The following is a 16841-nucleotide window of genomic DNA, read 5'->3' as shown; positions in this document are numbered from 1 at the left end:
GGTTCATGATGCGCTCCCTGCATCGGGGCGCGCGTCGCTTTCGCTGCTGCGCACGCGGAACGCGGCCGCATAGAGCGCGGGCAGGAAGAACAGCGTGAGCACGGTCGCGCTCGTGATGCCGCCCATCAGCGCGGTCGCCATCGGCCCGAAAAAGTTCGAGCGCACCAGCGGAATCAGCGCGAGCACGGCGGCGGCGGCCGTCAGCATGATGGGCCGGAAACGCCGCACGGTCGCGCCGACGATGGCGTCGAAACGCTTGTGCCCCGCGCGAATATCGCTTTCGATCTGATCGACGAGGATCACCGAATTGCGCATGATGATGCCGAACATCGCAATCACGCCGAGCATCGCCACGAAGCCGAACGGCTCGTGAAACAGCAACAGTGCCACGGCCACGCCGATCAAGCCGAGCGGCGCGGTCAGCACGACCATCATCACGCGCGAGAGGCTTTGCAACTGGATCATCAGCAGCGTCAGCACGGCGATCATGAGCACGGGCAACTGCACGAAGATCGACGCCTGGCCCTTGGCGCTTTCCTCGACGGAGCCGCCCACCGCGATGCGATAGCCGGTTGGCAGCGTGCCTTGCATCGAGGCCAACGATTTTTGCAGCGCGTGCGTCACGTCGATGCCTTGCGCGCCGCGCCGCACATCGGACTGCACGGTGATGGTCGGTTGCCGGTCGCGCGACCAGATCACGCCGTATTCGAGCGTGTTTTCGAGGTGACCGATGGCGCCGAGCGGCACCGGGCCATTGGACGTCGGCATGGCCAGCGCGAGCATGCGGGCGGGATCGACGCGCTCGTTGGCGGGCGCGCGCAGGTCGACGCTGATGAGCTTGTCGCGCTCGCGGTACTGCGTGACCGTGTAGCCGGAGTAGGTCATTTGCAGGAAATTGGCGACGTCCTGCGACGAGATATTGAGCGCGCGCGCCTTCTGCTGGTCGATCGCGAAATGCAGCGAGCGTTCGGCGGGCTCGTCCCAGTCGAAGCTGACGTTTTCGGTGCGCGGGTCGGCGCGCATCTGCTTCGCCACGCGCTCGGCAATGCCGCGCACGGTGGCGATATCGTCGCCGCTCACGCGGAACTGCACGGGATAGCCGACGGGCGGCCCGTTTTCGAGCCGCGAAAGACGCGTGCGGATCGCGGGGAAGTCGTTGCGCAACTTCGTTTCGAGCCAGTCGGCGAGCTTCTCGCGATCCTCGACCGACTTCGCCGTGATGACGAACTGCGCGAAGTTCGGCTGCTGCAACTGCTGGTCGAGCGGCAGATAGAAACGCGGCGCGCCTGTGCCGACGAAATCGATCGAATGGTCGATCTCCGGGCGGCCCTTGAGCGCTTCTTCAAGGCGCTTCGTCTGCCGCAGCGTGGCGTCGAACGACGCGCCTTCGGGCAGGCGCACGTCCACCAGCAATTCGGGGCGGTCGGAGCTCGGGAAGAACTGCTGCGGAATCAGCGTAAAGCCGCCAAGCGCCACGACGAACAGCACGATGGTGAGCGCAAGCACGACAATGTGCCGCTCGATGCACCAGCCGACCCAGCCGCGCAGGCGATGGTAGAAGCGCGTGTCGTAGATGTCCTCTTCGTGATGCGCGCCGTGGGCTGCATTGGGGTCGGGCTTGCGTTCGGGCAGCAGCCGGTAGCCGAGCAGCGGAATCAGCACGACCGCCGCGAACCACGACGCGATCAGCGCAATCGCCGACACCTGGAAGATCGAGCGCGTGTATTCGCCCGTGCTCGATTTCGCGAGCACGATCGGCAGGAAGCCGGATACCGTGACGAGCGTGCCGGTGAGCATCGGGAATGCCGTGCTCGTATAGGCGTAGGCGGCAGCGCGCGTGCGGTTCCAGCCCTGCGCGAGCTTCACGGCCATCATCTCGACGGAGATGATCGCGTCGTCCACCAGCAGGCCAAGCGCCAGCACGAGCGTGCCGAGCGAGACCTTGTGCAGGCCGATGTCGAACAGGTACATCACGAGCGAGGTCACGGCCAGCACAATCGGAATCGTGATGACGACCACCATGCCCGTGCGCACGCCCAGCGACACGAGGCTCACGACCAGCACGATGCCGACCGCTTCGGCCACCGCTTCGACGAAATCGTCCACTGAGTGCGACACGGCGTCGGGCATGCTCGACACTTCCACGAGCTTCAGGCCCGCGGGCAGTTCGCGCCGCAGCTGCTCGACGCGTGCATCGAGCGCGTTGCCCAGACGGATCACGTCGCCGCCCGGCTGCATGGTGATGCCGATGCCGAGCACCGCCTTGCCCTGGAAACGCATCTGCGTGGCAAGCGGCTCGTCGTAGCCGCGCCGGATCGTCGCGATGTCGCCAAGCCGGAAGCTGCGGCCGTTCACGTTGATGAGCGTATCCGCGAGCGCCTTGAGATCGGTGAACTGGCCGCTCGGGCGCACGAACACGCGATCGTCGGCCGTGGTGAGCGTGCCCGAGGCCGCCACGCTGTTCTGCGCGCCGATCGCCTGGCCGATCTGCGTGGGCGAGATGCCCAGCCGCGTGAGCTGCGCGTTGGCGATCTCGATATAGACGCGCTGGTTCGGGTCGCCGAAGTAATCGACCTTGCCGACGTCCTTCACGCGCAGCAGTTCTTCGCGCAGGTTGTCGGCGTAATCGTGCAGCTGGGCGGGCGAAAAACCATCGCCTTCGAGCGTATAGATGTTGGTGTAGACATCGCCGAACTCGTCGTTGAAGAACGGGCCTTGCACGCCTTGCGGCAGCATCGGCGCGATATCGCCCACTTTCTTGCGCACCTGGTACCAGGTCTCGCGCACCTCGGACACCGGCGCGGAATCCTTCATCGTGAAGAACACCAGCGACTCGCCGGGACGCGAATAGCTGCGCAGAAAGTCGATGTAAGGCGTTTCCTGGAGCTTGCGGCCGATGCGGGTCGTGACTTCGTCCTCGACCTGGCGCGCGCTCGCGCCCGGCCAGAAGGTCTGGATCACCATCACGCGGAACGTGAAGGGGGGATCTTCGGACTGCGAAAGGCGTGTGTACGACAGGGCGCCGAAGATCGTCGCCAGCGCGATCAGGAAGGTCACCAGCGCGCGATGGCGCAGCGCCCAGGCGGACAGGTTGAAGCGGCCTTCGTCATGGTCGTGACCGGGGCCGAGATCGGGTTGCGTGGGTTCCGCCTGCTGCGGGTCTTCGCGTTCGCTCATGACGCGAAGTCCTCCGGATGCAGCGGCGCGATGGGCTTGACTTTCTCGCCCACGCTGACCGTATGCACGCCTTGCAGCACGATGCGATCGCCGTCCTTGAGGCCGTCCGTCACGGTGATGGTGCGCGCGTCGTAGCGCGACACGCTCACGCGGCGCAGCTGCAGCACGTTGTCCGAGCCCTGGACGATCCAGAGCGCAGGCGCGTTGCCGTCGTGGAAGAGGGCGGTGGCGGGTATCGTGAAAGCGCTAGCGGCAGCGGTCTTTGCCGTGCTTGACGAAAGCGCGATGTTGGCCGTCATGCCGAGCCGCACATCGGCGTCCGGATGTTCGAGCGTGAGTTTGACGCGCCATGTGCGGCTTTGCGGATCGGCCGCGGCGGCCAGCTCGCGCACCTTCGCCGTGTAGTGACGTCCCGGCAGCGCGGGCAGCGTTACCTGGGCGATGTCGCCGGTATGCAGCCCGGCAATGGCGTTTTCGGGCAGGTCGCTCACCACGTCGACGTCGCCGCTCCAGGCGAGCTGGTAGACCGCTTGGCCGGCCTGCACGTTCTGGCCGGTGTCGGCGTTTTCGGCGGTGATGACGCCCGCGTGGTCGGCGACGAGCTGCGTATAGCGGCGCTGATCCTGCGAAAGCGCGAGCTGCTGCTTCGCCTGGTCGCGCTGCGCGAGCGCCGATGCGTAGGCGTCCTGAGTCTGCTCGAACTGGGCGCGCGCGATCAGGTTGGCCTGCGACTGGGCCGTATCGCGGTCAAGCTGCTGTTTGGCGAACACGTAGCGATGCTGCGCGGCGTCGTACTGCGCCTGGGCGCTTGCAGCGTTCTTGTCGTAATCGGCGGGATCGAGGCGGGCGAGCACCTGGCCTGGCTTGACCGCATCGCCCAGCCGCACAACGCGCTCGATGATCTTGCCGTTCACGCGGAACGACAGCGGCGTGCTATTGCGCGCCTGCACGCCGCCCGGCCAGGTGGTGGCCGGTGCGCCTTGATCGGGATGCACGGTCATCGACACGACCGGGCGCGGGCCCGGCGCCGTTTCCTCGTGCTTGCCGCAGGCGCCAAGGCCGGCGAGGGCGCACAAAGCGAAGGCGCTCATGAAACGCTGTAAGCTCGATGCACCCGCTTTCCTGGGCGCATTGACGACGATAGCCTGGGACTTGCACTGACTGCGCATCCTGCTCGATGCGCCACGACCGCGACGATTCACATGGACCTCGACATGCCTGGAACGCACGCGCGCCGAACCCGTGCGCGCTGGTCGCTCGCGCCGGGCCTGTCGCGCCGCCGCTGAGCCCGTCCGTGCGCGCAAGAACAACGCGCGCAACGCGGGGCGCATGGATGTCTCCTCCGTTGCACACCGATCGGTCTCAGATGATTTCTGACATTCTAATACAGCGCTGTATCTGAATACAGAAACGAATCCGAAGAAAGATTCAGTGATAGACTCGCGCTACCATCGGGCCATGCCGCAAGCATCGCCCCGCTGGCGCAATCCACTCACCAGACAGTTCGGTACCCCCCACGCCATGACGCGCCCAGCCACTCCGCGCCCACGACTCACCCGCGAGCAAAGCCGCGACCAGACGCGCGAGCGCCTGCTCGACGCCGCGCAGGCGTTGTTCATGGCCAAGGGGTTCGTTAGCGCGAGTGTCGAGGACATCGCACACGAGGCGGGCTACACGCGCGGCGCGTTCTATTCGAATTTCGACAGCAAGGCCGAGCTGATGGTCGAGCTGCTGCGGCGCGATCACGAGGCAATGGAAGTCGACCTGCGCGCGATCTTCGAGGCCAATGCCTCGCGCGAGGTCATGGAAGCGCGCGTGCTTGCGTTCTACAGCCGGCTGCCGCAGGACAACAAGATGTTCCTGCTGTGGGTGGAAGCCAAGCTGCTCGCGGCGCGCGACGCGCGGTTCCGCACGCGCTTTAACGCCTTCATGAAGGAAAAGCGTGAGCGCCTGGCCGCCTATATCGAGGAATTCTCGGCGCGCGTGGGCACGCCGCTGCCGATCGCGCCTGACCTGATGGCGCTGGGCTTGATGGGCTTGTGCGACGGCGTGCAGTTCCTGGCCACGGCCGATCCTCAGCACGTGACGCCGCCGGTGGTGGAGGCCGTGCTGGGCCGCTTCTTCGCGCGCGTGGTGTACGGGCGCGACGCCTGAGCGGCGCACGCTGGATCCGGCCGCCTTCAGATACCGAGGCCGGGGCCGTAATTGCTGCCGATCAGGCGCGTGACCGACGCCACGTCGCCATAGTCCTGCTCGGGCATGCCGTCGAGGATCGCCAGCACCTCGTTGCTCGCGCCCGCATTGCGCGCGGCCTCGACAAGATCGTCCTTGTTGGCGGGCCAACGCACTTCGCGCAACACGTCGCTGAACTGGAGATCGATGGGTTCTTCAGGGATGGATGAAGCGGACATGCGCGAAATCCTCGGCGCGGCAGGGGCGCGAAAGTGAAATCGGCCAAACCGGTTTAAACCAGCGCAAACCAGTCCAGGCCGATAGTCGGGCAGCCCTGCAGGTTCAAGGGCCGTTGGCGTCGCGCAAACAGGATACACAAAGCCATCTCCGCGTCGCCGCCAGGTGCACCGCGGGCGAAGTCGCGCGCGCCGCTCAGGCCGCGCGCTGGCTCAAGTCTGCTGATGAAGAACCGGACTTAGCGTACGGTCAAGGCGATGCGACTTCGGCAGGCTCAGATATTCCCAATGCTGAGCGCCCGTTGCGCTCTGCACGTCGGGTGCGGGCGGGGCGACCGGTACGTCGGCCATGGGCGAACGAACGTCGGGCGCGGCGGCGCTGGCACGGTCGATCTGGGCATCCTGCGTGCGCACAGGTGCGGCGAAGCACGAGGCCGACAGCAGCACGGTGGTCAACAGCGTCGAGGTTTTCATCGCTCGACCTCCTTTCCTCATGCGGCCCGAGGGTCGCAGCAAGTGCCGTGCCGTGGCGGTCAGGCTGACCGGACGAGGCAAGGCGGCCACGCGCTGGATTTCAGGTGCATCAGCGCAGGCCGTGCGGCACGCCGCCGGGTGTGCGAGGAAAGCGGTGACAGATCACCGGAAGATGTCCTGTCAGTGCACACGCGCGAACGGAAATCTCATGATGGCAGCAAATGCGGTACCGCGTCGCGAACGCACGTGCTTTTTTATTTGTCACATGAAATCATAGACTTAATCATGCCTGCTGCGATGCGGGCCGGCTAGCGCTCCGGATTCATGCGCTGGTACGCATCGAGCAGCGAGGTCTTGTAAACCACCCCCGCCAGGCGCGGCTGCTGTGCGCTTTCGATCACCGGCAGGCGCTCGCCCTGGAACGACATGAAGTGCTGCAACGCCACCGCGAGCGGCATATCGGGCGTCAGCACGTCGAACGACGCCTTGAGGTAATCGCAGGCGTGCTTGTTCGAGGTATCGCGCTTTTGCAGCAGGTCGTTGGTGATATCGGCCAGCGCGACCGCGCCCAGGAAGCGCCCGGTGTCGTCGGTTACGTAGAGATACTTCACCGGATATTCGAGGAACACGCGCGTCATGTCCTGCACGGTCGCGTCGGCGCGCACGACGGTGTCCGCCGGACGCACCAGTTCGCGCATCTGCGTGGCGCGCAGGCGCAACCGCTCGGCTTCCTCGCGGTTGCGCAGCAGCGTGATCTCGTACATCGACTTCGTGCCCGTCGCGCGCGCCACGAAATACGCGACCACGCACGACAGCATCAACGGCAGCACCACCTGATAGCTGAGCGTCATCTCGAAGATCATCAGGATCGCCATGAGGGGCGCCTGGGTCGCGCCCGCGAGGAACGCCCCCATGCCCACCATTGCATATGCGAACGGCGCGGACGTGCCATGCGGCCAGAGCGCATTCATGCCGTGGCCGAACAGGCAACCGATCACCGCGCCCATGAAGAGCGTCGGTGTGAAGACGCCGCCGACCGCGCCCGAGCCCACCGTCGCGGCGGTCGCGACCAGCTTGAATACGAGCACCGTGGCGAGCGCCGTCCACGTCCACGGCGAATGCAGGATCGAGTTCACGACGCTGTAGCCGTTGCCCCAGACCTCGGGTGTCCAGACCGACAGCACGCCGCACACGAGGCCGCCGAGCGCGAGCTTCGCAGGCAGCGGCAGCTTGAGGCGTCCGAAGCCGGCCTTGGTCACGTCGAGCATGGCGAGAAAGCGCGGCGCGAGCGCACCGCACAGCAGGCCGAGCGCCACGAACAGCAGCACCTCGACGCCCGTGACGGGCGGGAACACCGGCATTTCGTAAGGCGGCTTGTAGCCCGCGAATTCGCGCATCGTGATGTTGGCGACCACGGAGGCGACCACGATCGGCCCGAAGCTCTCCATGACGATTGCGCCCAGTACGATCTCGGTCACGAAGAAGGCGCCCGCAATCGGCGCGTTATACGCCGAGGTGATACCGGCCGCGGCGCCGCACGCGACCAGCAGGCGCAGCCGCTGCGGATCGAAGTGAACCCAGCGGCCGATCAGCGAAGCCGCGAGCGCGGCAAGCTGCACCATCGGCCCCTCGCGGCCAATCGAGCCGCCGCTTGCGATCGTGAACAGCGACGACACGCTGCGCCAGATGCTCTTGCCGACCGGCATCACGCCGTCGCCGATCGCGACGGCTTCCACGTAGTCGGTATGGATCGGCTTGTTGCCCGCCGCCTGCGCATTGCGCCTCGCCATCAGCAACAGGCAGCCTGCGATGAAGCCGCCCGCCGTGGGCAGGAGGATGCGCGTGTGCCACGGCAGCCGCCGCGCCATCTCGACGAAACTGCCTTCGCTGCCCGTGAAGAGAATTTGCAGGTGGGCAATGCCCTCGCGGAAGAGGACGGTCGCGAATGCCCCGGCTACGCCGACGATCACCGACCAGATCAGCATGGTGTGGGCGTCGGAAAGTCGAAAGAGATCGCGGGCGCGGGTGCGCAGTTTCAGCAGGAATGACAGCACGGCAGGCGGGCAGGTTGGTCGGTGGGGAAAAGCCGGACGCTCGCCTGGCGAGGCGTCCGGGACGAAGAAAAGGCGGCAGCGCCTGAGACCGCGGCCGCGTGGGTTTTTGCAGGGCTATCTGCGCGATGTCGCGACGCGCGCGCGGCGCTCAATGCACGGCCCGATCGAGTTCCGGATAGTGGCGGAAGATCCCCGTTTCGTTGAACGGCAGCCGCCGCTCCGATTGCACGTACGCGGCAATATTCGGCCGCGCGGCGACGGCGTCGTGCAGCGCGACCACGTTCGGATAGTGGTCGGCGAAGTGCTTCGTCGCTTTCGGGAGGGCGTAGCGCAGGCCCTCGACGACCTGGAACATCGACAGATCGACATAGCTCAGCGCGCGGCCGGCCATATGCTGCGGCCCGTCCGGATTCTGCGCGAGCACGCGCTCGAAATAGCCCATGAACTTCGGCAGGCGATGCTGGATGAAGTCTTTCGAGCGTGCCTTCGCGGCGTCCTTCTGGTCTTCGTAGTAAAGGGCGCTGGCGATCGGATGATGCGTGTCGTGCACCTCGGTGACGAGATCCGCGATCGTCAGTTGCAGGCCGTTCGCGATCATGCGCAGCCCCTCGTCGCGCGGCGCAAGCTTCAGCTTCGGGCCGAGATAGAACAGGATGTTGGCCACGTGCGGCACGATCAGCTCGCCGTCCTTGAGAAAGGGCGGCGCGTAGGGTGGATAAGGGCCGTCGCTGTCCAGTTCGGCCATCATCGCGCCGATCCCGTGGCCATCCTCTTTCTCGCCGCGTGCGACGTCCACATAGGGTGCACCGGCTTCCTCCAGCGCGAGCCGCACGAACTCGCCGCGGCCCTGCAAACCGTCCCAGTAATACAGTTCGTATGCCATTGCTCGTCCCCTTCGTCGGATCGGACAGTATGGGCCGCATCGGTCGCGCCTGGGTGCTGCGTGGCGCGCAATCCTGACGAAGTGCATGGGCAGGCGTACTGGCAGACGTACAAACGCAAAAAGCCCCGCCATCGGCGGGGCAAGCGACCGGACTGGCCGGTGCGCGTTCTCTCAGGCTCTGCCCGAAATGGGTTCCTGTCATCAGGCGAAGAGTCGCTCCACGCCCCAGGTGATCGCAAGACCGCCCAGCACGAGCCACACGTAGAGGATGAAACCCGTGGTCAGCGCACGCGGGCCAGCCTGGCGGATCTGCGAGACGCGCGTTTCGATGCCGAGCGCGGTCATGGCCATGGTCAGTGCAAACGTGTCGAGCAGGTTGAGCGTCGACGTGGCCGGGGCAGGCAGCACATGCAGCGAGTTCACCACCACGAGCGCGAGAAAACCGACTGCAAACCAGGGCACCGCGAGCTTGCGTGCGCCTTGCTTCGCGCCATCAGCACCCGCAGCGCCGCGCGCCGACCGGCTGAGCCACACGCCAAGCACCAGCAGCACCGGCACGAGCAACATCACGCGGGTCATCTTGACGATGGTGGCAATGTGCGTGGCTTCCGGGCTGACATTGCTCGCCGCACCGACGACCTGCGCGACTTCGTGAATCGTGCCGCCGAAGAACAGGCCCGCACCGAGCGTATCCAGATGCAGCCAGCCAGCGCGATAAAGCAGCGGGTAGAGGAACATCGACAGCGTGCCGAACAGCACCACGCTGCCCACGGCCATCGCGCTCTTGTGCGGTTTCGATTGCAGCGTCGACTCGAAGGCGAGCACCGCCGCCGCGCCGCAGATCGCGCTGCCAGCCGCCGTGAGGATGGCCGTGTCGCGGTCGAGCTTCATGATCTTCATGCCCGCCCACGTGCCGATCAACAGCGTGCTCACGACGATCACGACCGATTCGACGAGGCCGGGCACGCCCACCTGGGCGATTTCCTGAAGGCTCACGCGCAGGCCGAAGAAGGCCACGGCGATGCGCAGCAGCTTGCGCGCGGAGAAGTTCACGCCAGCCGCCCAGCTTTCGGGCATGGCGTCGGGCAGCAGGTTGCCATAGACCGCACCGGCGACGATGCCGACGATCAGCGGGCTCAGGCCCAGGTTGGCGATCGCGGGCAGGGCCGCGAGACGGGTGACGGCGAATGCGAACAGTGCGACGAACAGCACGCCGTTGATCTGGCCGCGTGTCGAAAGCGACGGATGCGCAAGAGTGGTCGACGATGTGGACATGGCAGTGGGTGTTCCGGTGGGTGTTGCGTGTTGGGTTCTGCTGCAGCGACAAAATTGCTTCGAATGCGCTAATCCTAATTTAGATATAACGATATGAAAAATCGTCATTTGCGAAGTAAAATATAAGCCAACCCGATAATTCGAAGCGATGACCCCGGAACAACTGATAACTTTCGCTGCCGTCGCCGAGCACAGCAACATCAGCCGCGCGGCGCTAGCACTGCATCTGTCGCAGCCCGCCGTATCGGGACAATTGCGGCTGTTGCAGGAGGAATTCGGCGAACCGCTCTATCTGCGCGATGGGCGCGGCGTGCGCCTCACACCCACCGGCGAGCAGCTCGCGGCCTACGCCGCACGCCTGCGCGAGAACTGGCGCGATGCGCTGGCGTTTCGCGACGCGCTGCGCGGCCTGGAGCGCGGCACGCTGCGCATCGGCGCAAGCACGACGCCCGCGAGCTACCGGCTGCCGTACCTGGTCGCGGCGTTCCATCGGCGCTATCCGGACGTGAAGCTGGAGACGGCCAGCGGCAATACCGCCGATGTCGTGGCGATGCTCGGCGAGCTGGATATCGCCCTCGTCGAAGGGCCGGTGGGCTCGCAATTGCCTGCCGATTGCGCCGTGCATCCGTGGCACGAGGACGAAATCGTGGCGATTGCACCGCGCGGTCATGAGCTCGTCGGCGCGGCGGCAGGGGAGCGTCGCGATCTCGCCGCCTTCGCGAACCTGCCGCTGGTGCTGCGCGAAGACGGTTCGGGCGTGCGCCAGGTGGTCGAGCGCGCCTTTGCGCGCGCGGCGGTGCCGATGCGCGTCGCGCTCGAAATCGCGGGCGTGGAGGGCGTCAAGGAAGCGGTGCGCGCAGGCATGGGCATCGGCTTTGTATCGGCGATGTCGATGCGCCACGAGGACGGCGCGCTCCAGCAGATCCGCATGGGGCCGGAGCCGCTCGCCCGGCGCTTCTCGATCGTGGTGCCGCACGCGGGCGCGGCGTCGCGCGTGGCCCAGCGCTTTCTCGAACTCTGCCTGCTCGACGCGCCCGGTGAAAACGGCGGTGGCGGCAGCGCCGACAACCCGGCCGGCGGCACAAGGTTCCCGCCATGAATTAGGGGATTTCCACAATGGCGCCGCCTGGCAGGGCGGCGCAACATCCCGCCATCAATCCGACGGAACGAATCAGGCGCTCAGGCGCTTTTTTTCAATCGCGATTTGGAACCGGTTCCAAATGATGTCGAGGCGTTTCGAGACAGAACCGGCAGCAACAGGAAGACGACGATGGCGGAAGTGGCAATTGTGGCGAGCGCGTTCGGCGCGGGATCGATCTGGCGTGACGGACATGCGGCGTGGTTTGACGCAACGAAGATGGCGGGCGCCTGCGCCTTCGAGGTGCGGCGCGAATTGATGCATGACGCCGACGCGCAACCCGAGGCGCTGCGTGCCCTCGGCACAGCGCTTGCGGCTTCGGGCCTGTGGCCCGTGTGGTCGACGCCCGACACGCTCTACGCCGACGATGGCGCACTCAACGAAGCCGAACTGCGCCTTGCCGTCGAATGCGGCCGCGCGCTCGGTGCACGCTTCGTGAAGCTGCAACTCGGCGGATTCGCGGGCGAAGCCCATGTCGCGCAGCTCGCGGCGATCCTCGGCGAACTCGGCCTGACAGGGCAGGAAGACGGGCAGGAAAACGCAAACGCGCCGCGCGTCGTGGTCGAAAACGGCCAGCTCGAACAAGGCGGCAAGCTCGCGCAGTTCACGGCGTTGTTCCGCGCGCTGCGCGCGGCCGGCGAAGGGAAGCTGATCGGCATGACCTTCGATATAGGCAACTGGCAGTGGACGGGCGAAGCGCCGCTGATGGCCGCCGTCGCGCTCGCGCCCAACGTCGAGTACATCCACTGCAAGGCCGTCGAGGGCGAGGGCGCACGGCGCTTCGCCTGCGCGCCCGCCGCGGACGATCCGCTGTGCCGCGCCGCGCTCGCGCGCCTGCCGTCGGACGTGCCGCGCGGCATCGAGTTTCCGTTCGACGAGCAGCGCGTGCACGAAGACGCCGCGCGCTACGTCGCCTGGCTCGCGTGCGCGTAATGTCAGCCTAAGCCCCAGCCCGCACCCCGAATTCACTTTTAGCAGGAACGCATTCCATGACGCACTCACTCGATGTCATCACCTACGGCGAGGCCATGGCGATGTTCGTGGCCGCCGAAACCGGCGCACTGCACGACGTCGCGCAATTCACCAAACGCGCGGCGGGCGCCGAGCTGAATGTCGCGACCGGCCTCGCGCGCCTCGGCTTCAAGGTGGGCTGGATGAGCCGCGTCGGCGACGATTCGTTTGGCCGTTTCGTGCGCGGCGTGCTCGCGCAGGAAGGCATTGACGCGCAATGCGTCGAAACCGATCCGCGTTTTCCCACCGGCTTCCAGCTCAAGTCGAAGACCGACGACGGCAGCGATCCCGCCGTCGAATACTTCCGGCGCGGCTCGGCGGCGAGCCATCTGTCGATCAGCGACTACAAGCGCGGCTACGTACTCGGCGCGCGCCATCTGCACCTGAGCGGCGTGGCGCCTGCGATCTCGGCGACCTCGCGCGAACTTGCCTTCATGCTGGCGCGCGAGATGCGCGAAGCGGGCCGCACGATCACCTTCGATCCGAACCTGCGCCCGACGCTCTGGGGCTCCGAAGCCGAAATGGTCGCGACGCTCAACGAACTCGCACGCTTCGCTGACTGGGTGCTGCCCGGCGTCAACGAAGGCCGCATCCTCACGGGTTCCGACGATCCCGAACTGATCGCGCGCTTCTATCTGGAGCGCGGCGCACGCGGCGTGATCGTGAAGCTGGGCGCCGACGGCGCGTACTTCGAAACGAGCGCGGGCGAACGCGGCCACGTCCATGCGCAGCGCGTGGAGAACGTGGTCGACACGGTCGGCGCAGGCGACGGCTTCGCAGTGGGCGTGGTGAGCGCGCTGCTCGAAGGGCGTGCGCTTGCCGAAGCGGTCGCGCGCGGCAATCGCATCGGCGCGCTCGCGGTGCAGGTGATCGGCGATTCGGAAGGGCTGCCGACACGTGCGCAGCTCGATGCGCTCGAAGCTTGCGACATCAGCGCGGCGCGCGCCGCCTGAGCCCCTTCAGAGCCCCAGATTCAAGCAGTTTTGCGAACAGCGGCACGAGGCCCAGAGGCCCGACGCGCCGCCGACAGGAGACACCGATGACCTCAACTTCGCTTGCCCCACGCCGCTGGTGGGCGATCATGCCGATCGTGTTCATCACGTACAGCCTCGCCTATCTCGACCGCGCGAATTACGGCTTTGCCTCGGCGGCCGGTATCAATCGCGATCTGGGCATCAGCGCGGGGTTGTCCTCGCTGATCGGCGCGCTGTTCTTCCTCGGCTACTTCTTCTTCCAGTTGCCCGGCGCGGTCTACGCCGAGCGCCGCAGCGTGCGCAAGCTCGTGTTCGTGAGCCTGCTGCTGTGGGGCGGCTGCGCGTCGCTCACGGGCGTGGTCACGAACATTCCCTCGCTGATGGCGATTCGCTTCGTGCTCGGCGTCGTGGAAGCGGCGGTCATGCCCGCGATGCTCATCTACATCAGCAACTGGTTCACGAAGACCGAGCGCTCGCGCGCCAACACGTTCCTGATTCTCGGCAATCCGGTCACGGTGCTGTGGATGTCGGTGGTGTCGGGCTATCTCGTGCACTCGTATGGCTGGCGCCATATGTTCATCGCCGAAGGCGTGCCCGCCGTGGTGTGGGCCGCGTGCTGGTGGCTGCTGGTGCGCGACAAACCCGCGCAGGTGAAGTGGCTCTCGAACGACGAAAAGCGCTCGCTCGATGCGGCAATGCGCGCCGAACAGGCCGCCATCAAGCCGGTGAAGAATTACGCCGAAGCGTTCCGCTCGCCCGCCGTGATCCTGCTGTGCGCGCAGTACTTCTGCTGGAGCATCGGCGTCTATGGCTTCGTGCTGTGGCTGCCGTCGATCGTGAAGAACGGCTCGGCGCTTGGCATGGTGGAGACGGGCTGGCTCTCGGCAATGCCTTATCTCGCTGCTACCATCGCGATGCTCGGCGCCTCGTGGGCCTCGGACAAGCTCAATAATCGCCGCGCCTTCGTGTGGCCTTTCCTGCTGATCGGCGCGATGGCCTTCGCGGGTTCGTATGCACTCGGCGCGACGCATTTCTGGGCGTCGTACGCGCTGCTGGTGATCGCGGGCGCGGCGATGTACGCGCCGTACGGCCCGTTCTTCGCGATCGTGCCGGAGCTGCTGCCGAAGAACGTCTCGGGTGGCGCGATGGCGCTCATCAACAGCATGGGCGCGCTCGGCTCGTTCGTGGGCTCGTACGTGGTCGGCTACCTGAATGGCGCGACCGGCACGCCTGCGGCATCCTACGCGTTCATGAGCGCGGCGCTGCTGGTGTCGGTGGGCCTTACGCTCGCCGTGAAGCCGCGCCGCGACGAAGCCCCTGGCTACGTTGCGCCCGCGCATGGTAAATAACGCATCTGAACGAACTCGAACCAACGGAAACCGCGCACCCATGAAGCAGAAAATCGTTGCCTACAAGAGCTTGCCTGCGGACGTCACCGACTATCTGCGCGAACATGCCGAAGTCGTGTTCGTCGACGGAAGCGATGCGCAGGCCCTGAGCGCCGCGCTCAAGGACGCCGACGGCGCCATCGGCGCGAGCGTCAAGGTCACGCCCGCGATGCTCGACGGTACGCGCATCAAGGCGCTCTCGACCATCTCCGTGGGCTTCGATCAATTCGACGTGCCCGACCTCACGAAGCGCGGCATCGTGCTCGCGCACACGCCCGACGTGCTCACCGAATCGACTGCCGACACCGTGTTCTCGCTGATCCTGGCAAGCGCGCGCCGCGTGGTCGAACTGGCCGAATGGGTCAAGGCGGGTGAGTGGAAGGCGAGCATTGGCCCGGCGCAGTTCGGCGTGGACGTGCAGGGCAAGACGCTCGGCATCGTGGGACTCGGACGTATCGGCGGCGCGGTCGCGCGCCGTGCCGCGCTTGGCTTCAACATGAAGGTGCTCTACACCAACCGCAGCCCGAACGAGACCGCCGAGCGCGAGTACGGCGCACGCCGCGTCGAACTCGACGAACTGCTCGCGGTGTCGGATTTCGTCTGCCTGCAGGTGCCGCTGACCGACGCCACGCGCCATATGATCGGCGCAGAGCAGTTCGCGAAGATGAAGCAGAGCGCCATCCTGATCAATGCCTCGCGCGGCGCGACCGTCGACGAAAAGGCGCTGATCGCCGCGCTCGAAGCGGGAACGATCCACGGCGCGGGTCTCGACGTGTTCGAGCAGGAGCCGATCGACCCGGCTTCGCCGCTCTTGCGCATGCCGAACGTCGTGGCGCTGCCTCACATCGGCTCGGCGACGCACGAGACGCGTCACGCCATGGCGCTCAACGCGGCGGAGAACCTCGTTGCCGCGCTTGCGGGCACGCTGCGCAACAACATCGTCAACCGCGAGGTGCTGGCGCAATGATGGTCGAGCCGAGCGCGAACGCTGAGTCTGCCGGTTCCGCCGCATCGGCTGAATCCGCCGGCGCGGCACGCCGCGCGACCATCAGCGACGTCGCGCGCGAGGCGGGCACGGGCAAGACCAGCATTTCGCGCTACCTGAACGGCGAACTGTCGGTGCTCTCGCCTGACCTGCGCGCGCGTATCGAAGCGGCCATCGAGCGGCTCGACTATCGCCCCAACCAGATGGCGCGCGGCCTCAAGCGCGGGCGCAACCGGCTGCTTGGCCTGCTGCTCGCCGATCTGGCCAATCCGTATTCGGTCGAAGTGCTGCAAGGCGTGGAAGAAGCCTGCCACGCGCTCGGCTATATGCCGCTCATCTGCCACGCCGCCAATGAAGTCGATATGGAGCGGCGGTATCTGCAACTGCTCACGACGTATCGCGTGGAAGGCGTGATCGTCAATGCGCTGGGCGTGCGCGAATCGATGCTCAAGCCGGTCGGCAGCGGCGGCATTCCTGCCGTGCTGGTCGACCGCACCGTCGACGGCCTCGACGCCGACATGGTTGGTCTGGACAACGCGGCGGCCGTGCGCCAGGGCGTGCAGCACCTGATCGCGCGCGGCTACGACGACCTCGTGTTCGTCGTGCAGCCGTTCGAGCATGTGAGTTCGCGCCGCGAGCGCGAGGCGGCGTTCCGCGCCTCGACGCAAGGCCAGCCCGCCGCGCAGACCACGCATGTGCTCGATCTGCGCGAGGAGGCCGGCATCGACGCATCGCTCGCCGCGCTCGACGCCCATCTCGCCGGTGCGGCAAAGCGCGGCGCCCGCTGCGCGCTGTTCGCGGCCAACGCGCCGGTCGCGCTGCGTCTCGCGCTGCACCTGAAGGCGCAACTGGGCGCGCAATGGCAGCAGCAGGTGGCGCTGCTCGCCATCGACGATCCCGAATGGGCCGAACTGGCGGGCATCACCACGATCCGCCAGCCGACGCGCGAAATCGGCTATCGCGCCGTCGAGTTCCTGCATGAGCGCATCGAAGGCGCGGCCCCTGCCGCGCGCGCAGCGGCCTTTCCAGGCGAGCTGGTGGTGCGGGCATCGACCTTGGGGTGAAGCCGGCATA

General features: G+C 66.4%; 14 protein-coding genes. 7 read left to right on the top strand and 7 right to left on the bottom strand.

Going from position 1 to position 16841, the window contains the following annotated elements; genetic code table 11:
- Positions 1-3: 3 nt before the first annotated feature.
- Both BBA01S_RS00785 and BBA01S_RS00780 read right to left on the bottom strand, forming a co-directional pair.
- A complete protein-coding gene (locus tag BBA01S_RS00785; RefSeq protein ID WP_084161662.1) occupies positions 4-3177 on the bottom strand; it encodes an efflux RND transporter permease subunit in 3174 nt (1057 codons plus the stop codon).
- Complete coding sequence (locus tag BBA01S_RS00780; RefSeq protein ID WP_027814760.1) at positions 3174-4268, bottom strand: efflux RND transporter periplasmic adaptor subunit; 1095 nt, start codon at positions 4266-4268, stop codon at positions 3174-3176. Before BBA01S_RS00780 ends, BBA01S_RS00785 begins: the two co-directional genes overlap by 4 nt.
- A 430-nt stretch (positions 4269-4698) precedes the next feature.
- Here BBA01S_RS00780 and BBA01S_RS00770 point away from each other — a divergent pair, with 430 nt between their 5' ends.
- Entirely contained in the window at positions 4699-5331 is a 633-nt protein-coding gene (locus BBA01S_RS00770; RefSeq protein WP_027814759.1) for a TetR/AcrR family transcriptional regulator, read from the top strand.
- A gap of 26 nt (positions 5332-5357) precedes the next feature.
- On the opposite strand, the gene BBA01S_RS00765 is transcribed toward BBA01S_RS00770, so the two are convergent.
- From BBA01S_RS00765 to BBA01S_RS00745, 5 genes are all read right to left on the bottom strand, one after another.
- Positions 5358-5588, bottom strand: coding sequence for a DUF2795 domain-containing protein (locus BBA01S_RS00765; RefSeq protein WP_027814758.1), 231 nt, complete (start codon positions 5586-5588; stop codon positions 5358-5360).
- A gap of 210 nt (positions 5589-5798) precedes the next feature.
- Positions 5799-6059 carry a hypothetical protein gene (locus BBA01S_RS00760; RefSeq protein WP_027814757.1) on the bottom strand — a complete coding sequence of 87 codons (261 nt, stop codon included), beginning with the start codon at positions 6057-6059 and terminating at the stop codon, positions 5799-5801.
- Positions 6060-6367: 308 nt separating this feature from the next.
- A complete protein-coding gene (locus tag BBA01S_RS00755) occupies positions 6368-8113 on the bottom strand; it encodes a ClcB-like voltage-gated chloride channel protein (protein ID WP_027814756.1) in 1746 nt (581 codons plus the stop codon).
- 148 nt (positions 8114-8261) lie between these two features.
- Positions 8262-8996: a glutathione S-transferase gene (locus tag BBA01S_RS00750; RefSeq protein ID WP_027814755.1), complete on the bottom strand. Its 735-nt coding sequence runs from the start codon at positions 8994-8996 to the stop codon at positions 8262-8264.
- 201 nt (positions 8997-9197) lie between these two features.
- Complete coding sequence (locus BBA01S_RS00745) at positions 9198-10271, bottom strand: YeiH family protein (protein WP_027814754.1); 1074 nt, start codon at positions 10269-10271, stop codon at positions 9198-9200.
- 148 nt (positions 10272-10419) lie between these two features.
- On the opposite strand from BBA01S_RS00745, the gene BBA01S_RS39590 reads away from it, so the two are divergent.
- From BBA01S_RS39590 to BBA01S_RS00715, 6 genes are all read left to right on the top strand, one after another.
- Complete coding sequence (locus BBA01S_RS39590) at positions 10420-11370, top strand: LysR family transcriptional regulator (protein WP_042295537.1); 951 nt, start codon at positions 10420-10422, stop codon at positions 11368-11370.
- Positions 11371-11541: 171 nt separating this feature from the next.
- Positions 11542-12342 carry a TIM barrel protein gene (locus tag BBA01S_RS00735; RefSeq protein WP_027814753.1) on the top strand — a complete coding sequence of 267 codons (801 nt, stop codon included), beginning with the start codon at positions 11542-11544 and terminating at the stop codon, positions 12340-12342.
- 56 nt (positions 12343-12398) lie between these two features.
- Positions 12399-13373: a sugar kinase gene (locus BBA01S_RS00730; protein ID WP_027814752.1), complete on the top strand. Its 975-nt coding sequence runs from the start codon at positions 12399-12401 to the stop codon at positions 13371-13373.
- 86 nt (positions 13374-13459) lie between these two features.
- Positions 13460-14743: an MFS transporter gene (locus tag BBA01S_RS00725; RefSeq protein ID WP_027814751.1), complete on the top strand. Its 1284-nt coding sequence runs from the start codon at positions 13460-13462 to the stop codon at positions 14741-14743.
- Between the two features lie 40 nt (positions 14744-14783).
- Positions 14784-15749, top strand: a complete 966-nt coding sequence (locus BBA01S_RS00720) for a 2-hydroxyacid dehydrogenase (protein ID WP_027814750.1) — start codon at positions 14784-14786, stop codon at positions 15747-15749.
- Entirely contained in the window at positions 15749-16831 is a 1083-nt protein-coding gene (locus BBA01S_RS00715; RefSeq protein ID WP_042295534.1) for a LacI family DNA-binding transcriptional regulator, read from the top strand. Before BBA01S_RS00720 ends, BBA01S_RS00715 begins: the two co-directional genes overlap by 1 nt.
- The last annotated feature ends 10 nt before the right edge of the window (positions 16832-16841 follow it).

The organism is Paraburkholderia bannensis NBRC 103871 (assembly GCF_000685015.1).
GTDB classification, from domain to species: domain Bacteria; phylum Pseudomonadota; class Gammaproteobacteria; order Burkholderiales; family Burkholderiaceae; genus Paraburkholderia; species Paraburkholderia bannensis.
This window is presented reverse-complemented; position numbering and strand designations above follow the sequence as displayed.